Origin of the sequence: Citrobacter sp. Res13-Sevr-PEB04-36 (assembly GCF_015672735.1) — a bacterium.
GTDB lineage: Bacteria > Pseudomonadota > Gammaproteobacteria > Enterobacterales > Enterobacteriaceae > Citrobacter.
Genome location: NZ_JADABY010000032.1, coordinates 1 through 20,222 on the forward strand (window position 1 = coordinate 1; position 20,222 = coordinate 20,222).

Below are 20,222 nucleotides of genomic sequence, written 5' to 3' on the forward strand. Positions count from 1 at the left end.
CATAATAAATATTATTTATGATAATATACAAAAAAAGCTATTCATTCCATAGCATCGTTATTTTTTAAGAATCCGTTAATGGACATGGTCAACAAAAGAACAAATTGTATTGTTTTTAATCAGCAGAAATTCATGCTGACGCACCCCATTAAATATGTAAGTAAACGTAAAAAAATAATTCATGGGTATATCTTTTATACTCAAATTGAAATTGATATGACGATGGATTCAGATGAAAGGCGAGGTAAAAAAAGAAGAAAGTAGCGAAAGCCGCCAAAAGAATGGCGGCTTTTTATAGCAAAAAACTTACTCTACAGTTACCGACTTCGCCAGATTACGCGGCTGATCGACATCGGTGCCTTTAATCAGCGCCACATGATATGCCAGAAGTTGCAGAGGAACGGTATAGAAAATAGGTGCAATAACCTCTTCAACATGCGGCATCTCAATAATGTGCATGTTTTCATTGCTGGTGAAACCGGCATCCTGATCGGCGAAGACGTACAGTTGGCCACCACGGGCACGAACTTCTTCAATGTTGGATTTCAGTTTCTCCAACAGTTCGTTATTTGGTGCCACGACGATAACCGGCATATCTGCATCAATCAGTGCCAGCGGGCCGTGTTTCAGTTCGCCAGCAGCGTAGGCTTCCGCGTGAATATAAGAGATCTCTTTCAGCTTCAACGCGCCTTCCAGCGCAATCGGATACTGATCGCCACGGCCAAGGAACAGCGCATGGTGTTTGTCAGAGAAATCTTCCGCCAGGGCAGCAATGCGTTTGTCCTGAGACAGCATCTGCTCGATACGGTTCGGCAACGCCTGCAGACCGTGAACGATATCATGCTCAATAGTCGCATCCAGACCTTTCAGACGAGACAATTTCGCCACCAGCATCAACAGAACTGTCAGTTGAGTGGTAAATGCTTTCGTGGAGGCCACGCCGATTTCGGTACCGGCGTTGGTCATCATTGCCAGATCGGATTCACGCACCAGTGAAGATCCCGGCACGTTACAAATCGCCAGCGATCCCAGATAGCCCAGCTCTTTTGATAAGCGCAGACCCGCCAGGGTATCCGCCGTTTCACCAGACTGGGACAGGGTGATCATCAGACTGTTGCGACGCACGGCTGATTTGCGATAGCGGAATTCGGAGGCGATTTCCACATCACACGGAATACCCGCCAGCGATTCAAACCAGTAACGTGACACCATACCGGAGTTATACGACGTACCGCAGGCGATGATCTGAATATGCTCAACCTGAGACAGCATCTCGTTGGCATTTGGCCCCAGCTCGCTTAAATCCACCTCACCGTGGCTGATGCGCCCGGTCAGCGTATTTTTGATCGCATTCGGCTGCTCGTAGATCTCTTTCTGCATGTAGTGGCGATAGATACCTTTTTCACCCGCGTCATATTGCAGACTGGATTCAATATCCTGACGTTTAACTTCCGCGCCAGACTTGTCGAAAATGGTAACGGAACGACGTGTCACTTCCGCAATATCGCCTTCTTCCAGGAAGATAAAGCGACGAGTTACCGGCAGCAGCGCCAGCTGATCGGAAGCGATAAAGTTTTCACCCATGCCCAGACCAATCACCAGCGGGCTACCAGAACGTGCCGCCAGCAGGATTTCAGGGTTACGGGTATCCATAATCACCGTGCCGTATGCACCGCGCAACTGTGGGATAGTCCGCAGTACTGCTTCACGCAGGGTACCACCTTGTTCCAGCTCCCAGTGCACCAGGTGAGCAATCACTTCGGTGTCAGTTTCTGAGACGAAGGTATAACCGCGCGTTTTCAGCATTTCACGCAGCGGTTCATGGTTTTCGATGATGCCGTTATGCACCACCACAATGTGATCAGAAACATGCGGATGCGCGTTAGCTTCTGAAGGTTCACCGTGAGTCGCCCAACGAGTGTGGGCAATACCGGTGCCACCATGTAACGGATGCTCTTCCGCAGCGGCGGTTAGCATCTGTACTTTACCCAGACGACGCAGACGGGTCATTTTGCCTTCAGCATCGACAACTGCCAGACCGGCAGAGTCATAACCACGATATTCCAGACGACGTAAACCTTCGATAAGGATTTCAGCAACATCACGCTGCGCGATAGCGCCAACAATTCCACACATATTTTTTGATTCCGAATTTAGGCATTATGCCTGTCGTTGTCGGTCAACCTGTATTTATCCTTCATCTTTCACGCTGTGGCTGTGTTGGCTGCACGCTTTCGCCATGGTCACTTACTGATTGTAAGCTCCCATGGTCTCACGCGCTTGCCGCCTTACCACAACGCGAAATCTTTGGATAAAACCCGTATTTACGGGCGCCCCGAGCCTTGTAGAGAGTGGGGTTATTTTTATAGGTACTGCTTGTTGAGCGGAGGATTATATTATCCCCTCATCTCTTGTCTGCCTGATGGCGCTCACGCTTATCAGGCCTACAGAACGTCACCGCACGTAGGCTGGATAAGGCAAAGCCGCCATCCGGCAAAAAATAAATTACTTCTTCTTCACCGGACGCTTCCAGCCCTGTTTATGGACCTGCGGTACCCGACTAATAACCAGTTCGTTATCCGCGACATCACGCGTAACGGTGGTTCCGGCGGCAATGGTGGCACCTTTACCCACGGTGACAGGCGCCACCAGCTGAGTATCAGAACCAACAAACACATCGTCGCCAATAATGGTTTTAAACTTATTGGCGCCATCGTAGTTGCAGGTAATCGTCCCTGCGCCGATGTTCACATTATCGCCAATTTCCGCATCGCCCAGATACGTCAGATGACCGGCTTTGGAGCCTTTACCCAGACGCGCTTTTTTCATTTCGACGAAGTTACCCACGTGTGCGCCTTCCTGTAGCTCAGCACCCGGACGTAAACGCGCAAACGGACCGATAGTACATGCTGCATCCAGGCGCGCATCTTCCACGACGCTGTATGGGCTAAGCTCACAGTCATCACCAATCACGCTGTTTTTGATGATGCAACCCGTGCCAATTTTGACACGATCGCCAAGGGTCACGTGACCTTCAATGATAACGTTAGTATCAATTTCAACATCGCGCCCGTGAATAAGCGTACCGCGCAGATCAAAACGCGCCGGATCGCGCAGCATAACGCCGGCCAGCAACAGTTTTTCTGCCTGCTCGGACTGATAAACGCGCTCCAGACGAGAAAGCTGAAGGCGGTTATTTACCCCTTCCGTTTCGCTAATACGCGCCGGATGAACCGCGGCAATCTCACGCCCTTCATGATAAGCCATCGCAATGATATCGGTGATGTAGTATTCACCCTGAGCATTATTGTTGGTGAGTTTTGCCAGCCAGCGCTTCATGTCTGCACCGTTGGCCACCAGAATACCTGTATTGATTTCCTGGATCTGACGCTGCTCATCGGTGGCATCTTTATGCTCAACAATACCGGTGACGACGCCGTTTTCACGCGTAATACGCCCGTAACCGGTTGGGTCATCCAGTTTCACCGTTAACAAGCCGATACCACCCTGCGGTTTCGCATCACGCAGGCGTTGTAAGGTGTCGGTGGAGATGAGCGGTACATCGCCATAAAGCATTAAAATGTCTTCGTCATCACCAAAGAATGGTGCCGCCTGCTGCATAGCATGGCCGGTACCCAACTGCTCAGCTTGCAGGACCCAGTTCAGGTTGCCATCTTTCAGCGTCTGCTTAAGCAAATCGCCACCGTGTCCGTAGACCAGATGTACGCGAGATGCGCCTAATTCGTTAGCAGCATCAATGACATGCTGGACCATCGATTTTCCCGCGAGGGTGTGCAGCACTTTAGGGAGATCTGAATACATACGTGTGCCTTTGCCTGCGGCAAGGATCACGACGCTCATAGCACTATTCAACATACACGTCCTGACTGTAATTTAAGAACAAATTTATACCGTTTGACATTGAAAATACTACATTTTTTTCATCGTGAAATGGGCCGAAGATAAAACGTTCAATAGGGGGAAATACCTATCGTTTAATCCACTATTTTCATCTATATCTGCGCCTTTTGTCTTCCCAAAAACAGGAGACTGCTCTTATTAAAGCCTTAGGTTAATGTTTTTGCTATTTTTTTGCCCCATGAATAAAGAATTAAGTTAACAATGCATAGTTGTTTATACGATTCAGTGAGAAGCAGAGAAGATGAAAAAATCTTGAGATTGAAGGAGGAAGGGTATTAACGAAGGATGGCGCGGGCTTATCACAACACTAAGCATCACGCCACATAGCAGGCAAGGTATAACTAAACGTTCATGTTGCTGAAAAGGGCGATGATTTTGTTGATCAGTTTCATGTTGGTATCCCGTTTTTATCTGAGTTAATTATGTGACACTCATCACAAAAAAGAGTCTACGCTTCATTTTTTAATCGATCAATATTTATGTGATCTACATCACTTAAAATTTAAAATACTTTTTCATTTTCATCTTTACCAAAACACAGGCATAAAAAAACCAGCCTCAAATCAGACTGGTTTTTGTGTTTTCAAGCCGGTGTTACATCGCTTTTTTGGTCAACTCGATAACGCGCAGTTTGGCGATCGCTTTGGCCAGTTCCGCAGATGCCTGAGCGTAATCCACGTCACCATGAGAGCTTTTAATATGCTCTTCGGCCTTACGTTTCGCTTCCAGGGCTCTCGCTTCATCGAGATCCTGCCCGCGAATCGCGGTATCAGCCAGTACGGTCACACTGCCAGGCTGCACTTCAAGAATGCCGCCGGACAGATAGATAAACTCTTCATGACCGAACTGTTTAACGATGCGGATCATACCAGGCTTAATGGCGGTGAGCAGCGGTGCGTGACCCGGGAAAATACCCAGTTCACCTTCACTACCCGTTACCTGGATTTTTTCGACCAGACCAGAGAACATTTGTTGCTCTGCGCTGACGACATCCAGGTGGTAAGTCATTGCCATATCACCCTCCGATTAAGGCGTTAAAGTTTTTTAGCTTTTTCCACGGCTTCGTCGATAGAACCGACCATGTAGAACGCCTGCTCTGGCAGGTGGTCGTATTCGCCTTCCATGATGCCTTTAAAGCCACGGATGGTGTCTTTCAGGGATACGTATTTACCCGGAGAACCGGTGAATACTTCCGCAACGAAGAACGGCTGGGACAGGAAACGCTGGATCTTACGCGCACGTGCTACCACCAGTTTGTCTTCTTCAGACAGTTCATCCATACCCAGGATGGCGATGATGTCTTTCAGTTCCTGGTAACGCTGCAGCAGGGACTGTACGCCACGCGCAGTGTCGTAGTGTTCCTGACCAACAACCAGCGGATCCAGCTGACGGCTGGTGGAGTCCAGCGGGTCAACGGCCGGGTAGATACCCAGGGATGCGATCTGACGGCTCAGTACCACTGTTGCATCTAAGTGAGCAAAGGTGGTGGCTGGGGATGGGTCAGTCAAGTCATCCGCAGGTACGTATACCGCCTGAACGGAGGTGATAGAACCGGTTTTAGTTGAGGTGATACGTTCCTGAAGAACACCCATCTCTTCCGCCAGAGTCGGCTGATAGCCTACCGCTGATGGCATACGGCCCAGCAGAGCGGATACTTCCGTACCGGCCAGGGTATAACGATAGATGTTATCGACGAACAGCAGAACGTCACGACCTTCGTCACGGAACTTCTCAGCCATGGTCAGACCGGTCAGTGCAACGCGCAGACGGTTTCCCGGCGGCTCGTTCATCTGGCCATATACCAGGGATACTTTGTCCAGAACGTTGGAGTCGGTCATTTCGTGGTAGAAGTCGTTACCCTCACGAGTACGTTCACCCACGCCCGCAAACACGGAGTAACCGGAGTGCTCGATCGCGATGTTACGGATCAGCTCCATCATGTTTACGGTTTTACCTACACCCGCACCACCGAACAGACCGACTTTACCGCCCTTCGCGAACGGACACATCAGGTCGATAACTTTGATGCCGGTTTCCAGCAGTTCCTGAGAGCTGGACAGCTCTTCATAGGATGGTGCTGCGCGGTGGATAGCCCAACGCTCTTCTTCACCGATGTCGCCTTTCATGTCGATCGGGTGACCCAATACGTTCATGATACGACCCAGTGTTGCTTTACCTACCGGGACTTCGATCGGGTGCTCGAGATCTTTAACTTCCAGACCACGACGCAGACCGTCGGAAGAACCCATGGCGATGGTACGCACGATACCGCCACCGAGCTGCTGCTGAACTTCCAGCACCAGAACTTCATTACCATTCTGAACCTCAAGGGCTTCGTACACACGCGGTACGGCATCCTGAGGGAATTCGACGTCAACTACGGCGCCGATTACCTGGACAATTTTTCCAGTAGCCATCTTGAATCCTCTACGAATTAACCTGGTTATACCGCGGATGCACCACCGACGATCTCGGTGAGTTCCTGAGTAATGCTGGCCTGACGAGCTTTGTTGTATACCAACTGCAGCTCTTTAATCAGGCTGCCGCCATTGTCGGTCGCGGCTTTCATCGCCACCATACGTGCGGCCTGCTCGCTGGCCAGGTTTTCTACCACGCCCTGATAAACCTGTGATTCAACGTAACGACGCAGCAGGGTATCCAGCAGCGGTTTCGGGTCTGGTTCATACAGGTAATCCCAGGCTTTTTGTTTCAACTCTTCATCTTCTGATGCCGGTAACGGCAACATCTGAGTGAGGGTCGGAACCTGTGACATGGTGTTAATAAATTTGTTGCTGACAACGTACAGTCTGTCCAGACGGCCTTCATCGTAGGCCTGCAGCATCACTTTAACCGGACCGATCAGTTCGGACAGGGAAGGGTTATCCCCCATGCCGGTTACCTGAGCAACCACGTTACCGCCAACGGAGTTAAAGAAAGACACACCCTTAGAGCCGATCATTGCGATGTCGCACTGAACGCCTTTATCGGACCATGCTTTCATATCCGCCAACAGCTTTTTGAACAGGTTAATGTTCAAGCCGCCGCACAGACCACGGTCGGTCGACACCACCAGGTAGCCCACGCGTTTAACGTCGCGTTCTTCCAGGTAAGGGTGCTTATATTCCAGATTACCATTCGCAAGGTGACCAATCACTTTGCGCATGGTCTCTGCATAAGGACGGCTGGCCGCCATGCGATCCTGCGATTTACGCATTTTGGAAGCGGCGACCATCTCCATCGCTTTAGTGATCTTCTGCGTGTTCTGGACGCTTGCGATCTTACTACGTATCTCTTTTGCGCCGGCCATGAGCTTCTCCTCAATGCCTTGCGGTCCGTCCTAAGACAGACCGCCAGACGTTACCAGGACTGGGTTGCTTTGAAGGAATCGAGGATAGCTTTCAGCTTGCCCTCGATTTCATCGTTATAGCCACCGGACTGGTTGATCTCTTGCATCAGCGGAGCGTGGTCACGGTCGACGTAAGCCAGCAGAGCAGCTTCGAAACTACCGATCTTCGCCAGTTCCACATCTTCGAGGTAACCGCGTTCAGCTGCAAACAACACCACACCCTGCTGTGCAACAGACATTGGGGCATACTGTTTCTGCTTCAGCAGTTCAGTTACTTTCTGACCATGGCTCAGCTGCTTACGCGTAGCTTCATCCAGATCGGAAGCGAACTGAGAGAACGCAGCCAGTTCACGATACTGCGCCAGAGCGGTACGAATACCACCGGACAGTTTCTTGATGATCTTGGTCTGCGCTGCGCCACCTACACGAGATACGGAGATACCCGGGTTAACCGCCGGACGAATACCGGAGTTAAACAGGTTGGTTTCCAGGAAGATCTGACCATCGGTAATGGAGATTACGTTGGTCGGAACGAACGCAGAAACGTCACCCGCCTGGGTTTCGATAATTGGCAGAGCGGTCAGGGAGCCGGTTTTACCTTTAACTTCACCATTGGTGAATTTCTCAACGTATTCCGCGTTAACGCGGGATGCGCGCTCCAGCAGACGGGAGTGGAGGTAAAATACGTCGCCTGGGAACGCTTCACGTCCTGGTGGACGACGGAGCAGCAGGGAAACCTGGCGGTAAGCAACAGCCTGTTTGGACAGGTCATCGTAAACGATCAGTGCATCTTCACCGCGGTCACGGAAGTATTCGCCCATTGCGCAACCAGCATACGGTGCCAGGTATTGCAGTGCAGCGGATTCAGACGCGGTAGCCACAACAACGATAGTGTTGGACAGTGCACCGTGCTCTTCCAGTTTACGAACCACGTTAGAAATGGTGGACGCTTTCTGGCCGATAGCCACGTACACACATTTGATACCGGAGTCACGCTGGTTGATGATCGCATCGATTGCCATCGCGGTTTTACCGGTCTGACGGTCACCGATGATCAGCTCACGCTGACCACGTCCGATTGGGATCATGGCATCAACGGATTTATAACCGGTCTGCACCGGCTGATCGACGGACTGACGTTCGATTACGCCCGGGGCGATAACTTCGATTGGCGAGAAGCCATCGTTATCAACCGGACCTTTACCGTCGATTGGGGAACCCAGTGTGTTCACCACGCGACCCAGCAGGCCACGGCCTACCGGAACTTCAAGGATACGACCCGTACACTTAACCTTCATGCCTTCGGCGAGGTCAGCGTATGGACCCATCACAACTGCACCTACGGAGTCGCGCTCCAGGTTCAGTGCGATAGCGTAACGGTTACCCGGCAGGGAAATCATCTCACCCTGCATACAATCGGCAAGGCCGTGGATGCGGATAACACCGTCACTTACAGAAACAATAGTACCTTCGTTATGAGCTTCGCTCACAACACTGAACTGAGCAATGCGCTGCTTGATCAGTTCGCTGATTTCGGTGGAATTCAGTTGCATGCTCCAGTCCCCTTAAGACTGCAAGACGTCTGCAAGGCGCTCAAGACGGCCGCGTACGCTGCCATCAATGACCATATCACCCGCACGGATGATTACGCCCGCCATTACAGACTTATCGATTTTGCAATTCAGCTTAACTTTGCGTGACAGACGTTTTTCCATCGCAGCGCTGATCTTCGCAAGCTGCTCATCACTCAGTGCATTGGCAGAAGTGACTTCTACCTCAGAGATAGCCTCACTGGCTGCACGCAGGTGAATAAACTGCTCAAGAACATCCGGGAGCGCATTCAGACGGTTATTTTCAGCCATTACCTTTATCAGGTTTTGGCCGCTTTCGTCCAACTGCTCACCGCAGACTGCGATAAACGACTCAGCGAGCGTTTCTGGCGCCAGCGCGCCAGAGAGAAGCTCTGCCATTTGTTCGTTCTTCGTCACCTCAGCGGCAAACGTCAGCATATCCTGCCAACGGTCAATGCTTTGGTGCTCAACGGCAAAGTCAAAAGCTGCTTTGGCGTAGGGGCGAGCTACCGTAATAAATTCAGACATCAGCCCCTCCCTCCTTACAGTTCAGCGACAAGTTTGTCCACGATGTCGCTGTTAGCAGCTTCATCCACGGAACGTTCGATGATCTTCTCGGCGCCAGCAACAGCCAGGATAGCGACTTGCTTACGCAGTTCTTCGCGAGCACGTTTACGCTCGGCGTCAATTTCTGCCTGCGCCTGTGCCACGATTTTAGTCCGTTCCTGCTCTGCTTCAGTTTTGGCTTCGTCCAGGATCTGAGCGCGACGTTTGTTCGCCTGCTCAATGATTACCTGAGCTTCCGCCTTCGCTTTTTTCAGCTGGTCGGTCGCGCTGGCCTTTGCAAGGTCAAGATCCTTATGTGCTCGTTCAGCAGAAGCAAGACCGTCAGCAATTTCTTTCTGACGTTTTTCGATGGCTGCCATTAATGGCGGCCATACGTACTTCATGCAGAACAGAACAAACAGGACAAACGCGATGGCCTGGCCGAGGATTGTTGCGTTAAGATTCACAGCACAATGCCTCTATCTAGTTAACGTTCTGATATTGCTCTTAATTCAAGCAACGCTTACTACGCGACAGCGAACATCACGTACAGACCCAGACCTACAGCGATCATCGGGATAGCATCCACCAGACCCATAACGATAAAGAACTGAGTACGCAGCAGAGGAATCAGATCAGGTTGACGCGCTGCGCCTTCCAGGAATTTACCCCCGAGGATGCCGATACCGATCGCAGCACCGATTGCCGCCAGACCCATCATCACAGCGGCAGCCATGTACAGCAGATCCATATTCAGGTTTTCCATGACAGTCTCCAGTTTGTTTCAGTTAAAACGTAGTAGTGTTGGTAAATTAATGCTCTTCAGACGCCATCGACAGATAGACAATCGTCAGAACCATGAATATGAAGGCTTGCAGCGTGATAATCAGTATGTGGAAAATGGCCCATGGCACATTCAGAATCCACTGTGACCACCACGGCAACAGACCAGCAATCAGAATGAAAATCAGCTCACCGGCATACATGTTACCGAACAGTCGCAAACCAAGAGAAACTGGTTTGGACAGCAGGCTTACCCCTTCAAGGATTAAGTTGACAGGAATGAACGCCCAGTGATTGAACGGCTGCAGCGTCAACTCTTTCGTGAAGCCACCGATGCCTTTCATTTTGATGCTGTAGAACAGAATGAGGATAAATACGCCCAGCGCCATCGACAGAGTGATGTTCACGTCAGCAGACGGAACCACACGCAGAGCCGGCAGGCCAAGGAAATGCTCGCCGATGTATGGCAGCAGGTCGATAGGCAGTAAGTCCATCATGTTCATCAGGAATACCCAGACGAAAATCGTCAGGGCCAGAGGGGCAATTAGCTTGCTTTTGCCATGGTACATGTCTTTCACGCTACCATGCACAAAGCCGATTACCAACTCAATCGCGGTCTGAAATTTACCTGGTACGCCGCTGGTCGCCTTTTTGGCCACGCTACGGAACGTAAGCAGGAACAACAGACCCAGAACCACCGAGAAAAACATGGAGTCAATATTGAGCGTCCAGAAGGTGGCTGGGGGGTTCTGCGGATCCACCAGCGAGAATGTACGTAGGTCCAACTGAAGGTTACTCAGATGGTGTCCTATGTAATCCTGCGGCGTCATATTTTCTGAAGCCATGATGCCTTTACCCTTTGTTGTTAATTACAGCCGGCGCCAGTATCTGAACCACCAGCACCAAAACCCACGTAACGATCAGCGGCATAAACACCGCCTTCAAAACCGCCAACGCCACCACCAACAAAACCAGCATCGCTAATACCTTGAAGGCTTCGCCGAAGGCGAACGACCAAGCCACTCGACCTTTTGCTGGTGTATGCGCCTGGTGACGCCAGGCAAATATCATAAACAACATATTAGGCAGTAACACTGCCAATCCACCGCATAATGCGGAGATGCCCCAGAAAGGGTCTTTGAGGCTAAACAGCAATCCACTTGCCATTACCACCAGAAGCTGTGTGAGCAAAAGCTTACGAGCAACGTTTCGACTCAAGAGCGACATAGACATCACGTTTTTACTCCTGCTCCCTTAGAGGTATGCCGCGTGTCGTATAAAACGTTCTTTATGGCTTAGAGTCAAGCATCAAAAAGCGGACAAATTATACGGTGCGGCTTCGTGATTTCAAACAATAAGTAGCTAAAAAGTGAATAAATGTTTAAATATTTTTCTCTGGGCCACATTTATTACTTTTTAGCAAACTGTGAACGATCATGCAAAACTGCAAATACCGCGTAAACACTGGCGGCAAAGCGTGCACCAGATCACATATTGAACATATTCACCTTCGCATAATTTAATTACGTGGCAAATGATGCCTTTTCATCTTTTTGATATTTAAGCCTAAAAATCGTTACTCTTTTAAAAATAGCGACTAACAACAAAAAAACCACTCATTGACATTTATAATAAAAAATTAACACAACCGAGTAATTTTTAGGTTCTATTTTTAGCAGCCTGATATTTTCACAGTTGACTTGTTTCACTTTTAACAAAAAACGTTACGTTATGGTTATGATGCAAAACAGTAAGCCACCAGTGAAATGTAACAACATTTAACCACACGATACTCCCTGTTTTTTAACACCTGAAGTACCGTTTTTTTTCTATTTATTTTGACAAATATTAAATTTTGTTTGGCTTAATCACCACCAGATGACGTTCACCATCCAGTTGCGGAACGCGTAATTTTTCAACAAACTCTACGCTAAACTCAGCGGGCAAAGAGGCAATCTCATCCTCAGGCAACATCCCTTTTAACGCGTAAAAACGTCCGCTCTGACCCGGTAAATGATGGCACCAGCTCACCATATCGTTCAGCGAGGCAAAAGCACGGCTGATCACGCCATCAAAAGGCGGCTCTGAAGGAAAATCCTCAACCCGACTTTGTACCGGGGTGATGTTTTCCAGCTTGAGTTCATGCTGCACCTGGCGCAAGAAGCGTACGCGTTTCCCCAGACTATCTAACAGGGTGAAATGCGCCTCTGGACGAACAATGGAAAGCGGAATACCCGGCAGCCCAGGACCCGTACCAACGTCAATAAAACGTTCTCCCTGCAGATGTGGCGCAACGACAATGCTGTCCAGAATATGACGTACCAGCATGTCGTTGGGATCACGCACCGACGTCAGGTTGTACGCTTTGTTCCATTTATGCAGCATATCGACATACGCTATCAGCTGATTTTTCTGGTGATCGGTAAGAGATATACCGGCATCGGCCAGCAGACGAGAGAGTTTGTTGAGCACGGTCGTTACCTGTTGATGATAATTTGCCCGATGGCACTAACGCTGATCGGGCCTACAAATTTGTAGGGCGGGCAAGCAAAGCGCCCCCGCCAAAATAGTGTGTCATTAAGCGCTGCGGCGCAGCATACCTTGTTTTTTCAGCCATACCAGCAAAATGGAGATGGCGGCAGGCGTAACGCCAGATATGCGCGATGCCTGACCGATGGACACTGGTTTGTGATCGTTCAGCTTGGCAATGACTTCATTCGACAAGCCGGAGACCTGGCGATAGTCCAGCGTCGCAGGCAACAGGGTGTTTTCATTACGCTGGTGTCTTTCGATCTCGTCCTGCTGGCGAGCGATATAGCCTTCGTACTTAACCTGAATCTCAACCTGTTCAGCGGCCTGAGCATCGTCAAGACCTGGCGCAAACGCTGACAACGACGTGAGTTGCGCGTAGGTCACGTCCGGGCGACGCAGGAGATCTTCACCGTTGGCCTCGCGTGACAATGGGGTCGCCAGGTAAGCGTTCACTTCTGCTGCAGTTTCGGCTAATGGGTTCACCCAAGTCGATTTCAGACGCTGACGTTCTTGTTCAATGCGCTCCAGTTTTTCATTGAAGCGCGCCCAGCGCTCATCATCCACCAGACCCAGCTCGCGTCCTTTTTCGGTCAGACGGAGATCGGCATTGTCCTCACGCAGCATCAAACGGTATTCCGCTCGTGAGGTAAACATGCGGTACGGTTCTTTGGTGCCCAGCGTGCAGAGATCGTCCACCAGCACGCCAAGATAGGCCTGAGAACGCGCAGGCGCCCAGCCTTCTTTGTCGGCTGACAGGCGAGCAGCGTTGAGGCCCGCAAGTAAACCTTGCGCAGCGGCTTCTTCGTAGCCCGTTGTACCGTTGATTTGCCCGGCAAAGAACAGGCCCTGAATGAATTTGCTTTCCAGGGTCGGTTTCAAGTCACGTGGATCGAAGAAATCATACTCAATCGCGTAGCCAGGGCGGACGATTCGGGCGTTTTCCATCCCTTGCATTGAGCGGACAATTTGCATCTGCACATCAAACGGCAGGCTGGTGGAGATACCGTTCGGGTAAATTTCGTTTGACGTCAGTCCTTCCGGCTCCAGGAAAATCTGATGCTGGTTCCTGTCGGCAAAGCGCATCACTTTGTCTTCAATCGACGGGCAGTAGCGTGGGCCGATCCCTTCGATCACACCTGCATACATCGGGCTACGATCGAGGTTATTGCGGATCACGTCATGGGTTTTCTCGTTGGTATACGTGATATAACACGGCATCTGGCGCGGGTGTTGAGAGACATCGCCCAGGAACGAGAAGACCGGCATGGGGTTATCGCTGTTCTGCTGACCCAGCACGCTGAAATCGATAGTACGCGCATCAATTCGCGGTGGTGTACCTGTTTTCAGGCGGCTGACGCGCAGCGGCAGTTCGCGCAGACGACGTGACAACGGAATAGACGGCGGATCGCCCGCACGGCCACCGCTGTAGTTGTCCAGACCGATATGAATTTTACCGTCGAGGAAGGTTCCGACCGTTAAGACCACGGCTTTGGCACGGAACTTCAGCCCCATTTGGGTTACTGCCCCGACAACACGATCGTTTTCCACAATCAGATCTTCAACCGCCTGCTGGAAGATCATCAGGTTTGGCTGATTCTCCAGCGCGGTACGGACTGCCTGCCGATACAGTACACGATCGGCCTGAGCACGGGTGGCGCGCACCGCTGGTCCTTTGCTCGCGTTTAGTATCCTAAACTGAATACCTGCGTGGTCGATCGCCTTAGCCATCAGCCCACCGAGCGCATCAACTTCTTTTACCAGGTGTCCTTTCCCAATACCGCCGATAGCAGGGTTACAGCTCATCTGCCCCAGAGTGTCGATATTGTGTGTCAACAGCAGGGTCTGTTGACCCATTCGCGCCGCTGCCATCGCGGCCTCGGTGCCTGCATGACCCCCGCCAATGATGATGACGTCAAAAGGATCCTGATAAAACATGGTAATTGCCTCGCATAACGCGGTGTGAAAGTGGATTGAAGCCCGGGCCGTGGATTCTACTCAACTTTAGTCGATCGAGAAAGACCTTGGATCCTGGGTATTAAAAAGAAGATCTTTTTATTTAGAGATCTGTTTTATTGTGATCTCTTATTAGGATCGCGACTTGCTGTGGATAAGGGCGATCCGCTGAATAAGATCAACGAGTTGTTGAGGATCATTAGCTGTGAATGATCGGTGATCCTGGTCCGTATAAGCTGGGATCAAAATGAAGGGTTATACACAACTCAAAAACTGAACAACGGTTGTTCTTTGGATAACTACCGGTTAATCCAAGCTTACTACCAGAGTTATCCACACTCGATCGCACGATCTTTACACATTTTTGAGTAAATTAATCCAGGATCCGAGCCAAACTTCTGCGGGATCTTCCGGAATGTCGTGTTCGAGGACGTTGATCCTGAGTGTCTCGCCTACCTGTTTTGCCCCAGAAGCGGTCAGTTCAGTCTGTAATTTATCAATCGCGCCACAGAAGGTGTCGTATTCGCGGCTGCCGATGCCTATTGCACCGAAACGAACCTGGGAAAGGTCGGTTTTCTGAGACTGAAGATCGTTATAGAAGGGAAGTAGGTTGTCCGGAATGTCTCCCGCGCCGTGCGTTGAGCTGATCACCAGCCAAATGCCTGAGGGGGAGAGCTCCTCTACTTGCGGACCGTGCAAGGTTTCGGTTGAAAAACCAGCATCTTCTAGCTTTTCAGCCAGATGTTCTGCAACGTATTCTGCACCGCCAAGGGTGCTGCCGCTGATAAGAGTAATGTCCGCCATACGAGCCCATCCTGATTAAGAAGGGCTATTGTACGCTGTGAGCGAGCTGGGATCTACCTGTGGAAAACCAGGGTATTAAAAAAGCGATCACGGCTTGATGGTACGCATGATCGGGTTTTGCAGGACGATCAAGGTTTCAGTGGACTGAATTTCATCGATTGTTTGGATCTTGTTGATAAGTACCTGCTGTAAGGCATCGATGGATCGGCACATTACCTTAATAAAGATACTGTAATGGCCAGTGGTGTAATACGCTTCGGTTACTTCATCAAGGCTTTCCAGCCTGGCCAGTGCGGACGGATAGTCCTTCGCGCTTTTCAGAATGATGCCGATAAAACAGCCAACGTCATAACCCAACTGTTTGGGACTGACGTCAATGCGTGCGCCGGTAATGATCCCAGCTTGTTTCATCTTCTCTACGCGCACGTGGATCGTTCCCGGGCTGACGCCAAACTTTTTGGCCAGTTCTGCGTAAGCGGTGCGGGCATTTTCCATCAGGGCGTCAAGAATGCCACGGTCCAGATTGTCGATCTGATAATTTTCCATAGGTTTTTCTTATGTGTATTGATGATTCACTCTATTTTAGCGATTAATTTTAATGAATCAAAATCGAACATGGCTTTTTGTTTGTTGATTATTGAATGTTGACCGTGTTTTGTTGCTTAATCATAGGCAACAGGACACAGGAGTAAACATAATGAAAACCGCTTACATTGCCAAACAACGTCAAATTAGCTTCGTGAAATCTCACTTTTCTCGTCAACTGGAAGAGCGTCTGGGGCTGATTGAAGTCCAGGCACCGATCCTGAGCCGAGTAGGAGATGGCACGCAGGATAACTTGTCAGGCTGTGAAAAAGCGGTGCAGGTGAAAGTGAAAGCATTGCCAGATGCCCAGTTTGAAGTGGTGCATTCACTGGCGAAGTGGAAGCGTCAAACGCTGGGACAGCACGACTTCAGTGCGGGTGAAGGGCTGTACACGCACATGAAAGCCCTGCGCCCGGATGAAGACCGCCTCTCTCCGCTTCACTCGGTCTATGTGGACCAGTGGGACTGGGAGCGCGTAATGGGTGACGGTGAGCGTCAATTCTCCACTCTGAAAAGCACGGTAGAGGCTATCTGGGCGGGAATTAAGGCGACCGAAGCGGCGGTAAGTAAAGAATTTGGTCTGGCACCGTTCCTGCCAGAGCAAATCCATTTTGTTCACAGCCAGGAGTTGTTAGCGCGTTATCCGGATCTCGATGCCAAAGGGCGTGAACGCGCAATCGCGAAAGATCTGGGGGCTGTATTCCTGGTGGGGATCGGCGGCAAACTCAGCGATGGCCATCGCCATGATGTGCGTGCGCCGGATTATGATGACTGGAGTTCTGCTTCTGAGTTGGGTTATGCCGGTCTGAACGGCGATATCCTGGTCTGGAACCCGGTCCTGGAAGATGCCTTTGAACTGTCTTCCATGGGGATCCGTGTGGATGCCGATGCGTTGAAACACCAGCTTTCCCTGACGGGTGACGAAGATCGCCTGAGTCTGGAATGGCACCAGGCGCTGCTGCGTGGCGAAATGCCGCAGACCATTGGTGGTGGTATCGGCCAATCTCGTTTAACTATGCTGCTGCTGCAGTTACCGCATATTGGTCAGGTACAGTGCGGCGTATGGCCGGCGCAGGTTCGTGAAAGCGTCGCTTCCCTGCTGTAAGTATTAACGCCGCCAGCGTCTAAGCAGGCGGCTTCGCATCCCGGTATCAAAGCGCCAGATATGGTCGAAAATGCGCATAATGCCGGGTTTGCCATGAGCTGACATAGCAACCGCATGAAAACGGTGCTGATGTGCCCGCTGCAACTCTCCGACTTTACTCACCACCTCATCGGGCAACCGCTGAGCAATAAAATCCGAAATTACGACCGCGTCGGCATCAAACCATTCCCTTCCCTGCATCCTTTCAATAATGGCGCGAAAACAGCTGGCTATGTCCGTACCGCCGCGAAAACGCTGACTTAAGAAACGGATCGCCTGCTCAATACCCTGCGGGCCAGATAGTTCGTAGCGTACCACTTCAGTTGAAAATAGCATGATGAAGCAGCGGCGGTTATCGGCGAGGGCCACGCGCATCAGAGCCAGACAAAAGGCTTTTGCACACTGCTCGTTAAATCCGCCCATTGAACCCGATGTATCTACGCAAACAATAAATGGCCCGCGAGGTTGCTCGTCAAAATCCTGATGTACGACCGGACGTTCGGTAACTTTCTCGCGCCAGGCTTCGCCGTGCAGGCGGTATGTCAGCAGTTGTTTTTCCACCAGCCGCCGATAGAACTCATATTCCAGTTCGGTGATGCCAAGGGTAGCCAGCTCCGGAGGAAGTAAACGCAAAATATCGTCGCTTTGCTGGATGCCATCAACCTGTTCCGGGACGGTGGCGGGTTCGCGCACCAGCGTGCGAAAGGTTTCCATTGGCGCATCTTTCCGCGGGACCGATTTAGCTTCCCGGGAGCGCCCCAGTTGATCGGCCAGCCGCTGGAGTTCGGGTTGCTGCGTCAGGAAATCACCGTACTTCACGATTAACTGGTAATCGCCACGTTTGATTTGACCTGCACTCATGTCCCACAAACGGCCTGCGGCGGTGTCGTTTTCCGCCAGTACCGGATCCAGCTGTCCGCTTAGCGTCATACGTTCCTGAACTTCACTGAGCAACTGTTCGCGCTCTTCTTCCAGTAATTGTTGATTCAGCGTGGTGGTTTGAATAACCAGGCTTAAACGCCAGCGTTGTAAAAACAGCGTATGCAGCGCGGGGGTAAATGTATTGTTTCCATCAACTAACTGTTGGGCTTGCCCGGCATAGGGGGAATGTAACCGGTGCAGTAATGTTAATATTTGCGGTAACTGGACGATAAACTGCGGGGTAGAAAGGAGTTGGCTTTGCTGATAACACATTACTTCCTCCGTCAGTTCTGGCGGTACGCGAGTATCTTTCAGACGGTTGCGTAATGCCTCGCGCCAGCGGGGAAGATCGTTGGCTATCGCTTTTTTTAACCGGGGGAATTTTTCAAAAAAAACCGCCAACTGTGGAGAGGCCAGCAGCGCGAGGATCATCTCTTCGATCATCCCCTCTTCGCTTACCGCCAGCATGATATTCAGCGTATCAAGCGTCAGCATTGTTGTGCCTGGCGGATCTGTTCACCGACATCCTGCAGGCTGGCCTCAATCCGACCTAACCAGTCGCTATGGATAAACAGACATTTTTGCTGCTCGCTGAACCCGCGGTGCTGTTGGTGCCACTCGGTATCAAGCGCTTCAAGCTGCTCTTTTATCTCGCTGGGCATGTTCTCTTTCGATGAACCCGGCAGCGCCAGGCGCGAGCCCTGTAAACTGACGTCACGTACAACCAGGTGCTGATCGCTGTCGACTTCCATATTTAGCGTCTGGGCAAAGCCGATCCCGTTTAATTTGCCACGGATCTCACCGCTTTTGGTCAGCCACTGTTCCAGCGCGCTACGCTCAAATGCAATATGGATAACGTCCATATCGTGCAGTTTCAAAGGCTTTTGTAGCAGCAACGTCACTACCGACGCATTTACGTCTGCTGGTAGATCATAATGAGGACGACGGCTGAATATTCCCCCCTGACGAATGACGGTAAAGGCTGTTTTATCGCTCTGTTGCTGCTGCAACTGGAGGCGACGCTGCACAATCGCACCGAGGCGCGTCAGCATTGCCTGTTGCTGCCAGGCGTGTCCGGTCATCAATATCTCAAGCTGCTGCTGCATCAGATTCAGGCTTTGTGCGTCGTACCACAGGCAATCTTTTAGCAGGATAAGATCGATAGGCGCAACTGCATCGCGTCCACTGAAAAAGGCGCTGGCCTGCAACAGGCGGATTGCTTTTTTCCAGCGACGGTCAGAGACATAGGGGGCGTTTGGTAGTGCATCTAACTGCTGGCGCAGCGTATAGACCAACTCAAAGACGCGATCGGGAAGCGTAATGGCGCCAATATCTTTTTGCCACTGGTAATATTCTTCATCGGTCACCTGCAATGTTTCGGGGACCGGGTTGTCGCTTTCATCCTGCTGGCTTAACAACATGGAGCGGAAGTTGGCCTTGTCCTGCACCTTGTCCAGCCACAGGCGAATTAGCATACGGTCGTACAGTGCTTCCAGGCTGCTGTCTGCTTCAGGTAGTTCATTGGAGGCTGCGACCAGCAGACGCATCGGGATTTTTTCCTCAAATGCGCCGTTGCGGAAGTGGCGTTCGTTTATGGCGGTCAACAGGGTGTTGAGGATGGCTGGGCCTGCCTTCCAGATTTCATCCAGAAAAACGATTTCAGCTTCGGGAAGATAACCCGCCGTTAAGCGCTCATAACGTCCTTCATCTTTCAGAGCCTGAATGGACAAAGGGCCGAAAACCTCTTCTGGCGTAGAGAAGCGCGTCATCAGATATTCAAAAGCACGCGCGTTTTTAAACGCAAACTTCAGCCGACGTGCAATTAAGCTTTTTGCGATCCCGGGCGGGCCGAGTAAGAACACACTCTCACCGCTAAGCGCTGCCAGCAGGCACAGACGAATGGCGTGGCTACGTTCATAAAGTCCCTTTTCCAGCGCATTGCTCAGACGGGAAATTCTTTCCGCTAATAAATGTGGGTGAGCCATAATGAAGTGGCGTCCTTTCGCCAAATGTACTGCGTAAATTGCGAGTATAGATGCTTCACACCAGTGCAGTAATAGACTGAAGGTGCGCTTATTTTTCTTTGAGCCAGATTAATCTGGTCTCATTTAGGGGT

The 20,222-nt window shown here is 50.8% G+C and carries 18 protein-coding genes; 1 reads left to right on the top strand and 17 read right to left on the bottom strand.

The window, feature by feature from the left end:
* Positions 1 to 306 precede the first annotated feature (306 nt).
* From glmS to asnC, 15 genes are all read right to left on the bottom strand, one after another.
* The gene (gene glmS, locus IMQ48_RS09905) at positions 307 to 2,136 is read right to left on the bottom strand and encodes a glutamine--fructose-6-phosphate transaminase (isomerizing) (RefSeq protein WP_196208898.1); all 1,830 of its coding nucleotides are present in this window, start codon (positions 2,134 to 2,136) and stop codon (positions 307 to 309) included.
* 369 nt (positions 2,137 to 2,505) lie between these two features.
* Positions 2,506 to 3,876 (bottom strand): bifunctional UDP-N-acetylglucosamine diphosphorylase/glucosamine-1-phosphate N-acetyltransferase GlmU, encoded by a 1,371-nt coding sequence (gene glmU / locus IMQ48_RS09910; protein ID WP_196208899.1) that lies wholly within the window; start codon positions 3,874 to 3,876, stop codon positions 2,506 to 2,508.
* A gap of 639 nt (positions 3,877 to 4,515) precedes the next feature.
* Positions 4,516 to 4,935 carry a F0F1 ATP synthase subunit epsilon gene (locus IMQ48_RS09915; protein WP_003023809.1) on the bottom strand — a complete coding sequence of 140 codons (420 nt, stop codon included), beginning with the start codon at positions 4,933 to 4,935 and terminating at the stop codon, positions 4,516 to 4,518.
* 20 nt (positions 4,936 to 4,955) lie between these two features.
* Positions 4,956 to 6,338, bottom strand: coding sequence for a F0F1 ATP synthase subunit beta (atpD, locus tag IMQ48_RS09920; protein WP_096758981.1), 1,383 nt, complete (start codon positions 6,336 to 6,338; stop codon positions 4,956 to 4,958).
* Between the two features lie 26 nt (positions 6,339 to 6,364).
* The gene (gene atpG / locus IMQ48_RS09925; protein WP_096758980.1) at positions 6,365 to 7,228 is read right to left on the bottom strand and encodes a F0F1 ATP synthase subunit gamma; all 864 of its coding nucleotides are present in this window, start codon (positions 7,226 to 7,228) and stop codon (positions 6,365 to 6,367) included.
* Between the two features lie 50 nt (positions 7,229 to 7,278).
* Positions 7,279 to 8,820 carry a F0F1 ATP synthase subunit alpha gene (atpA, locus tag IMQ48_RS09930; protein WP_003827026.1) on the bottom strand — a complete coding sequence of 514 codons (1,542 nt, stop codon included), beginning with the start codon at positions 8,818 to 8,820 and terminating at the stop codon, positions 7,279 to 7,281.
* Positions 8,821 to 8,832: 12 nt separating this feature from the next.
* Positions 8,833 to 9,366, bottom strand: coding sequence for a F0F1 ATP synthase subunit delta (atpH, locus tag IMQ48_RS09935; protein ID WP_196208900.1), 534 nt, complete (start codon positions 9,364 to 9,366; stop codon positions 8,833 to 8,835).
* 14 nt (positions 9,367 to 9,380) lie between these two features.
* The gene (atpF, locus tag IMQ48_RS09940) at positions 9,381 to 9,851 is read right to left on the bottom strand and encodes a F0F1 ATP synthase subunit B (RefSeq protein ID WP_003827022.1); all 471 of its coding nucleotides are present in this window, start codon (positions 9,849 to 9,851) and stop codon (positions 9,381 to 9,383) included.
* 59 nt (positions 9,852 to 9,910) lie between these two features.
* Positions 9,911 to 10,150: a F0F1 ATP synthase subunit C gene (gene atpE, locus IMQ48_RS09945; protein ID WP_000429386.1), complete on the bottom strand. Its 240-nt coding sequence runs from the start codon at positions 10,148 to 10,150 to the stop codon at positions 9,911 to 9,913.
* 46 nt (positions 10,151 to 10,196) lie between these two features.
* Positions 10,197 to 11,012, bottom strand: coding sequence for a F0F1 ATP synthase subunit A (atpB, locus tag IMQ48_RS09950; RefSeq protein ID WP_196208901.1), 816 nt, complete (start codon positions 11,010 to 11,012; stop codon positions 10,197 to 10,199).
* Positions 11,013 to 11,019: 7 nt separating this feature from the next.
* Positions 11,020 to 11,400, bottom strand: a complete 381-nt coding sequence (gene atpI, locus IMQ48_RS09955; RefSeq protein WP_135323775.1) for a F0F1 ATP synthase subunit I — start codon at positions 11,398 to 11,400, stop codon at positions 11,020 to 11,022.
* Positions 11,401 to 12,015: 615 nt separating this feature from the next.
* The gene (rsmG, locus tag IMQ48_RS09960) at positions 12,016 to 12,639 is read right to left on the bottom strand and encodes a 16S rRNA (guanine(527)-N(7))-methyltransferase RsmG (protein WP_196208902.1); all 624 of its coding nucleotides are present in this window, start codon (positions 12,637 to 12,639) and stop codon (positions 12,016 to 12,018) included.
* A gap of 105 nt (positions 12,640 to 12,744) precedes the next feature.
* Complete coding sequence (gene mnmG / locus IMQ48_RS09965) at positions 12,745 to 14,634, bottom strand: tRNA uridine-5-carboxymethylaminomethyl(34) synthesis enzyme MnmG (protein WP_196208903.1); 1,890 nt, start codon at positions 14,632 to 14,634, stop codon at positions 12,745 to 12,747.
* A 372-nt stretch (positions 14,635 to 15,006) separates the two neighbouring features.
* A complete protein-coding gene (mioC, locus tag IMQ48_RS09970; RefSeq protein ID WP_196208904.1) occupies positions 15,007 to 15,456 on the bottom strand; it encodes an FMN-binding protein MioC in 450 nt (149 codons plus the stop codon).
* 87 nt (positions 15,457 to 15,543) lie between these two features.
* Positions 15,544 to 16,002: a transcriptional regulator AsnC gene (asnC, locus tag IMQ48_RS09975; RefSeq protein ID WP_196208905.1), complete on the bottom strand. Its 459-nt coding sequence runs from the start codon at positions 16,000 to 16,002 to the stop codon at positions 15,544 to 15,546.
* 151 nt (positions 16,003 to 16,153) lie between these two features.
* On the opposite strand from asnC, the gene asnA reads away from it, so the two are divergent.
* Positions 16,154 to 17,146 carry an aspartate--ammonia ligase gene (gene asnA, locus IMQ48_RS09980; protein WP_196208906.1) on the top strand — a complete coding sequence of 331 codons (993 nt, stop codon included), beginning with the start codon at positions 16,154 to 16,156 and terminating at the stop codon, positions 17,144 to 17,146.
* A gap of 3 nt (positions 17,147 to 17,149) precedes the next feature.
* On the opposite strand, the gene viaA is transcribed toward asnA, so the two are convergent.
* Together viaA and ravA are read right to left on the bottom strand one after the other, a co-directional pair.
* Entirely contained in the window at positions 17,150 to 18,601 is a 1,452-nt protein-coding gene (viaA, locus tag IMQ48_RS09985; RefSeq protein WP_196208907.1) for an ATPase RavA stimulator ViaA, read from the bottom strand.
* Positions 18,595 to 20,091, bottom strand: coding sequence for an ATPase RavA (gene ravA, locus IMQ48_RS09990; RefSeq protein ID WP_196208908.1), 1,497 nt, complete (start codon positions 20,089 to 20,091; stop codon positions 18,595 to 18,597). The genes viaA and ravA overlap by 7 nt, the downstream gene beginning before the upstream one ends.
* Positions 20,092 to 20,222: the final 131 nt, after the last annotated feature.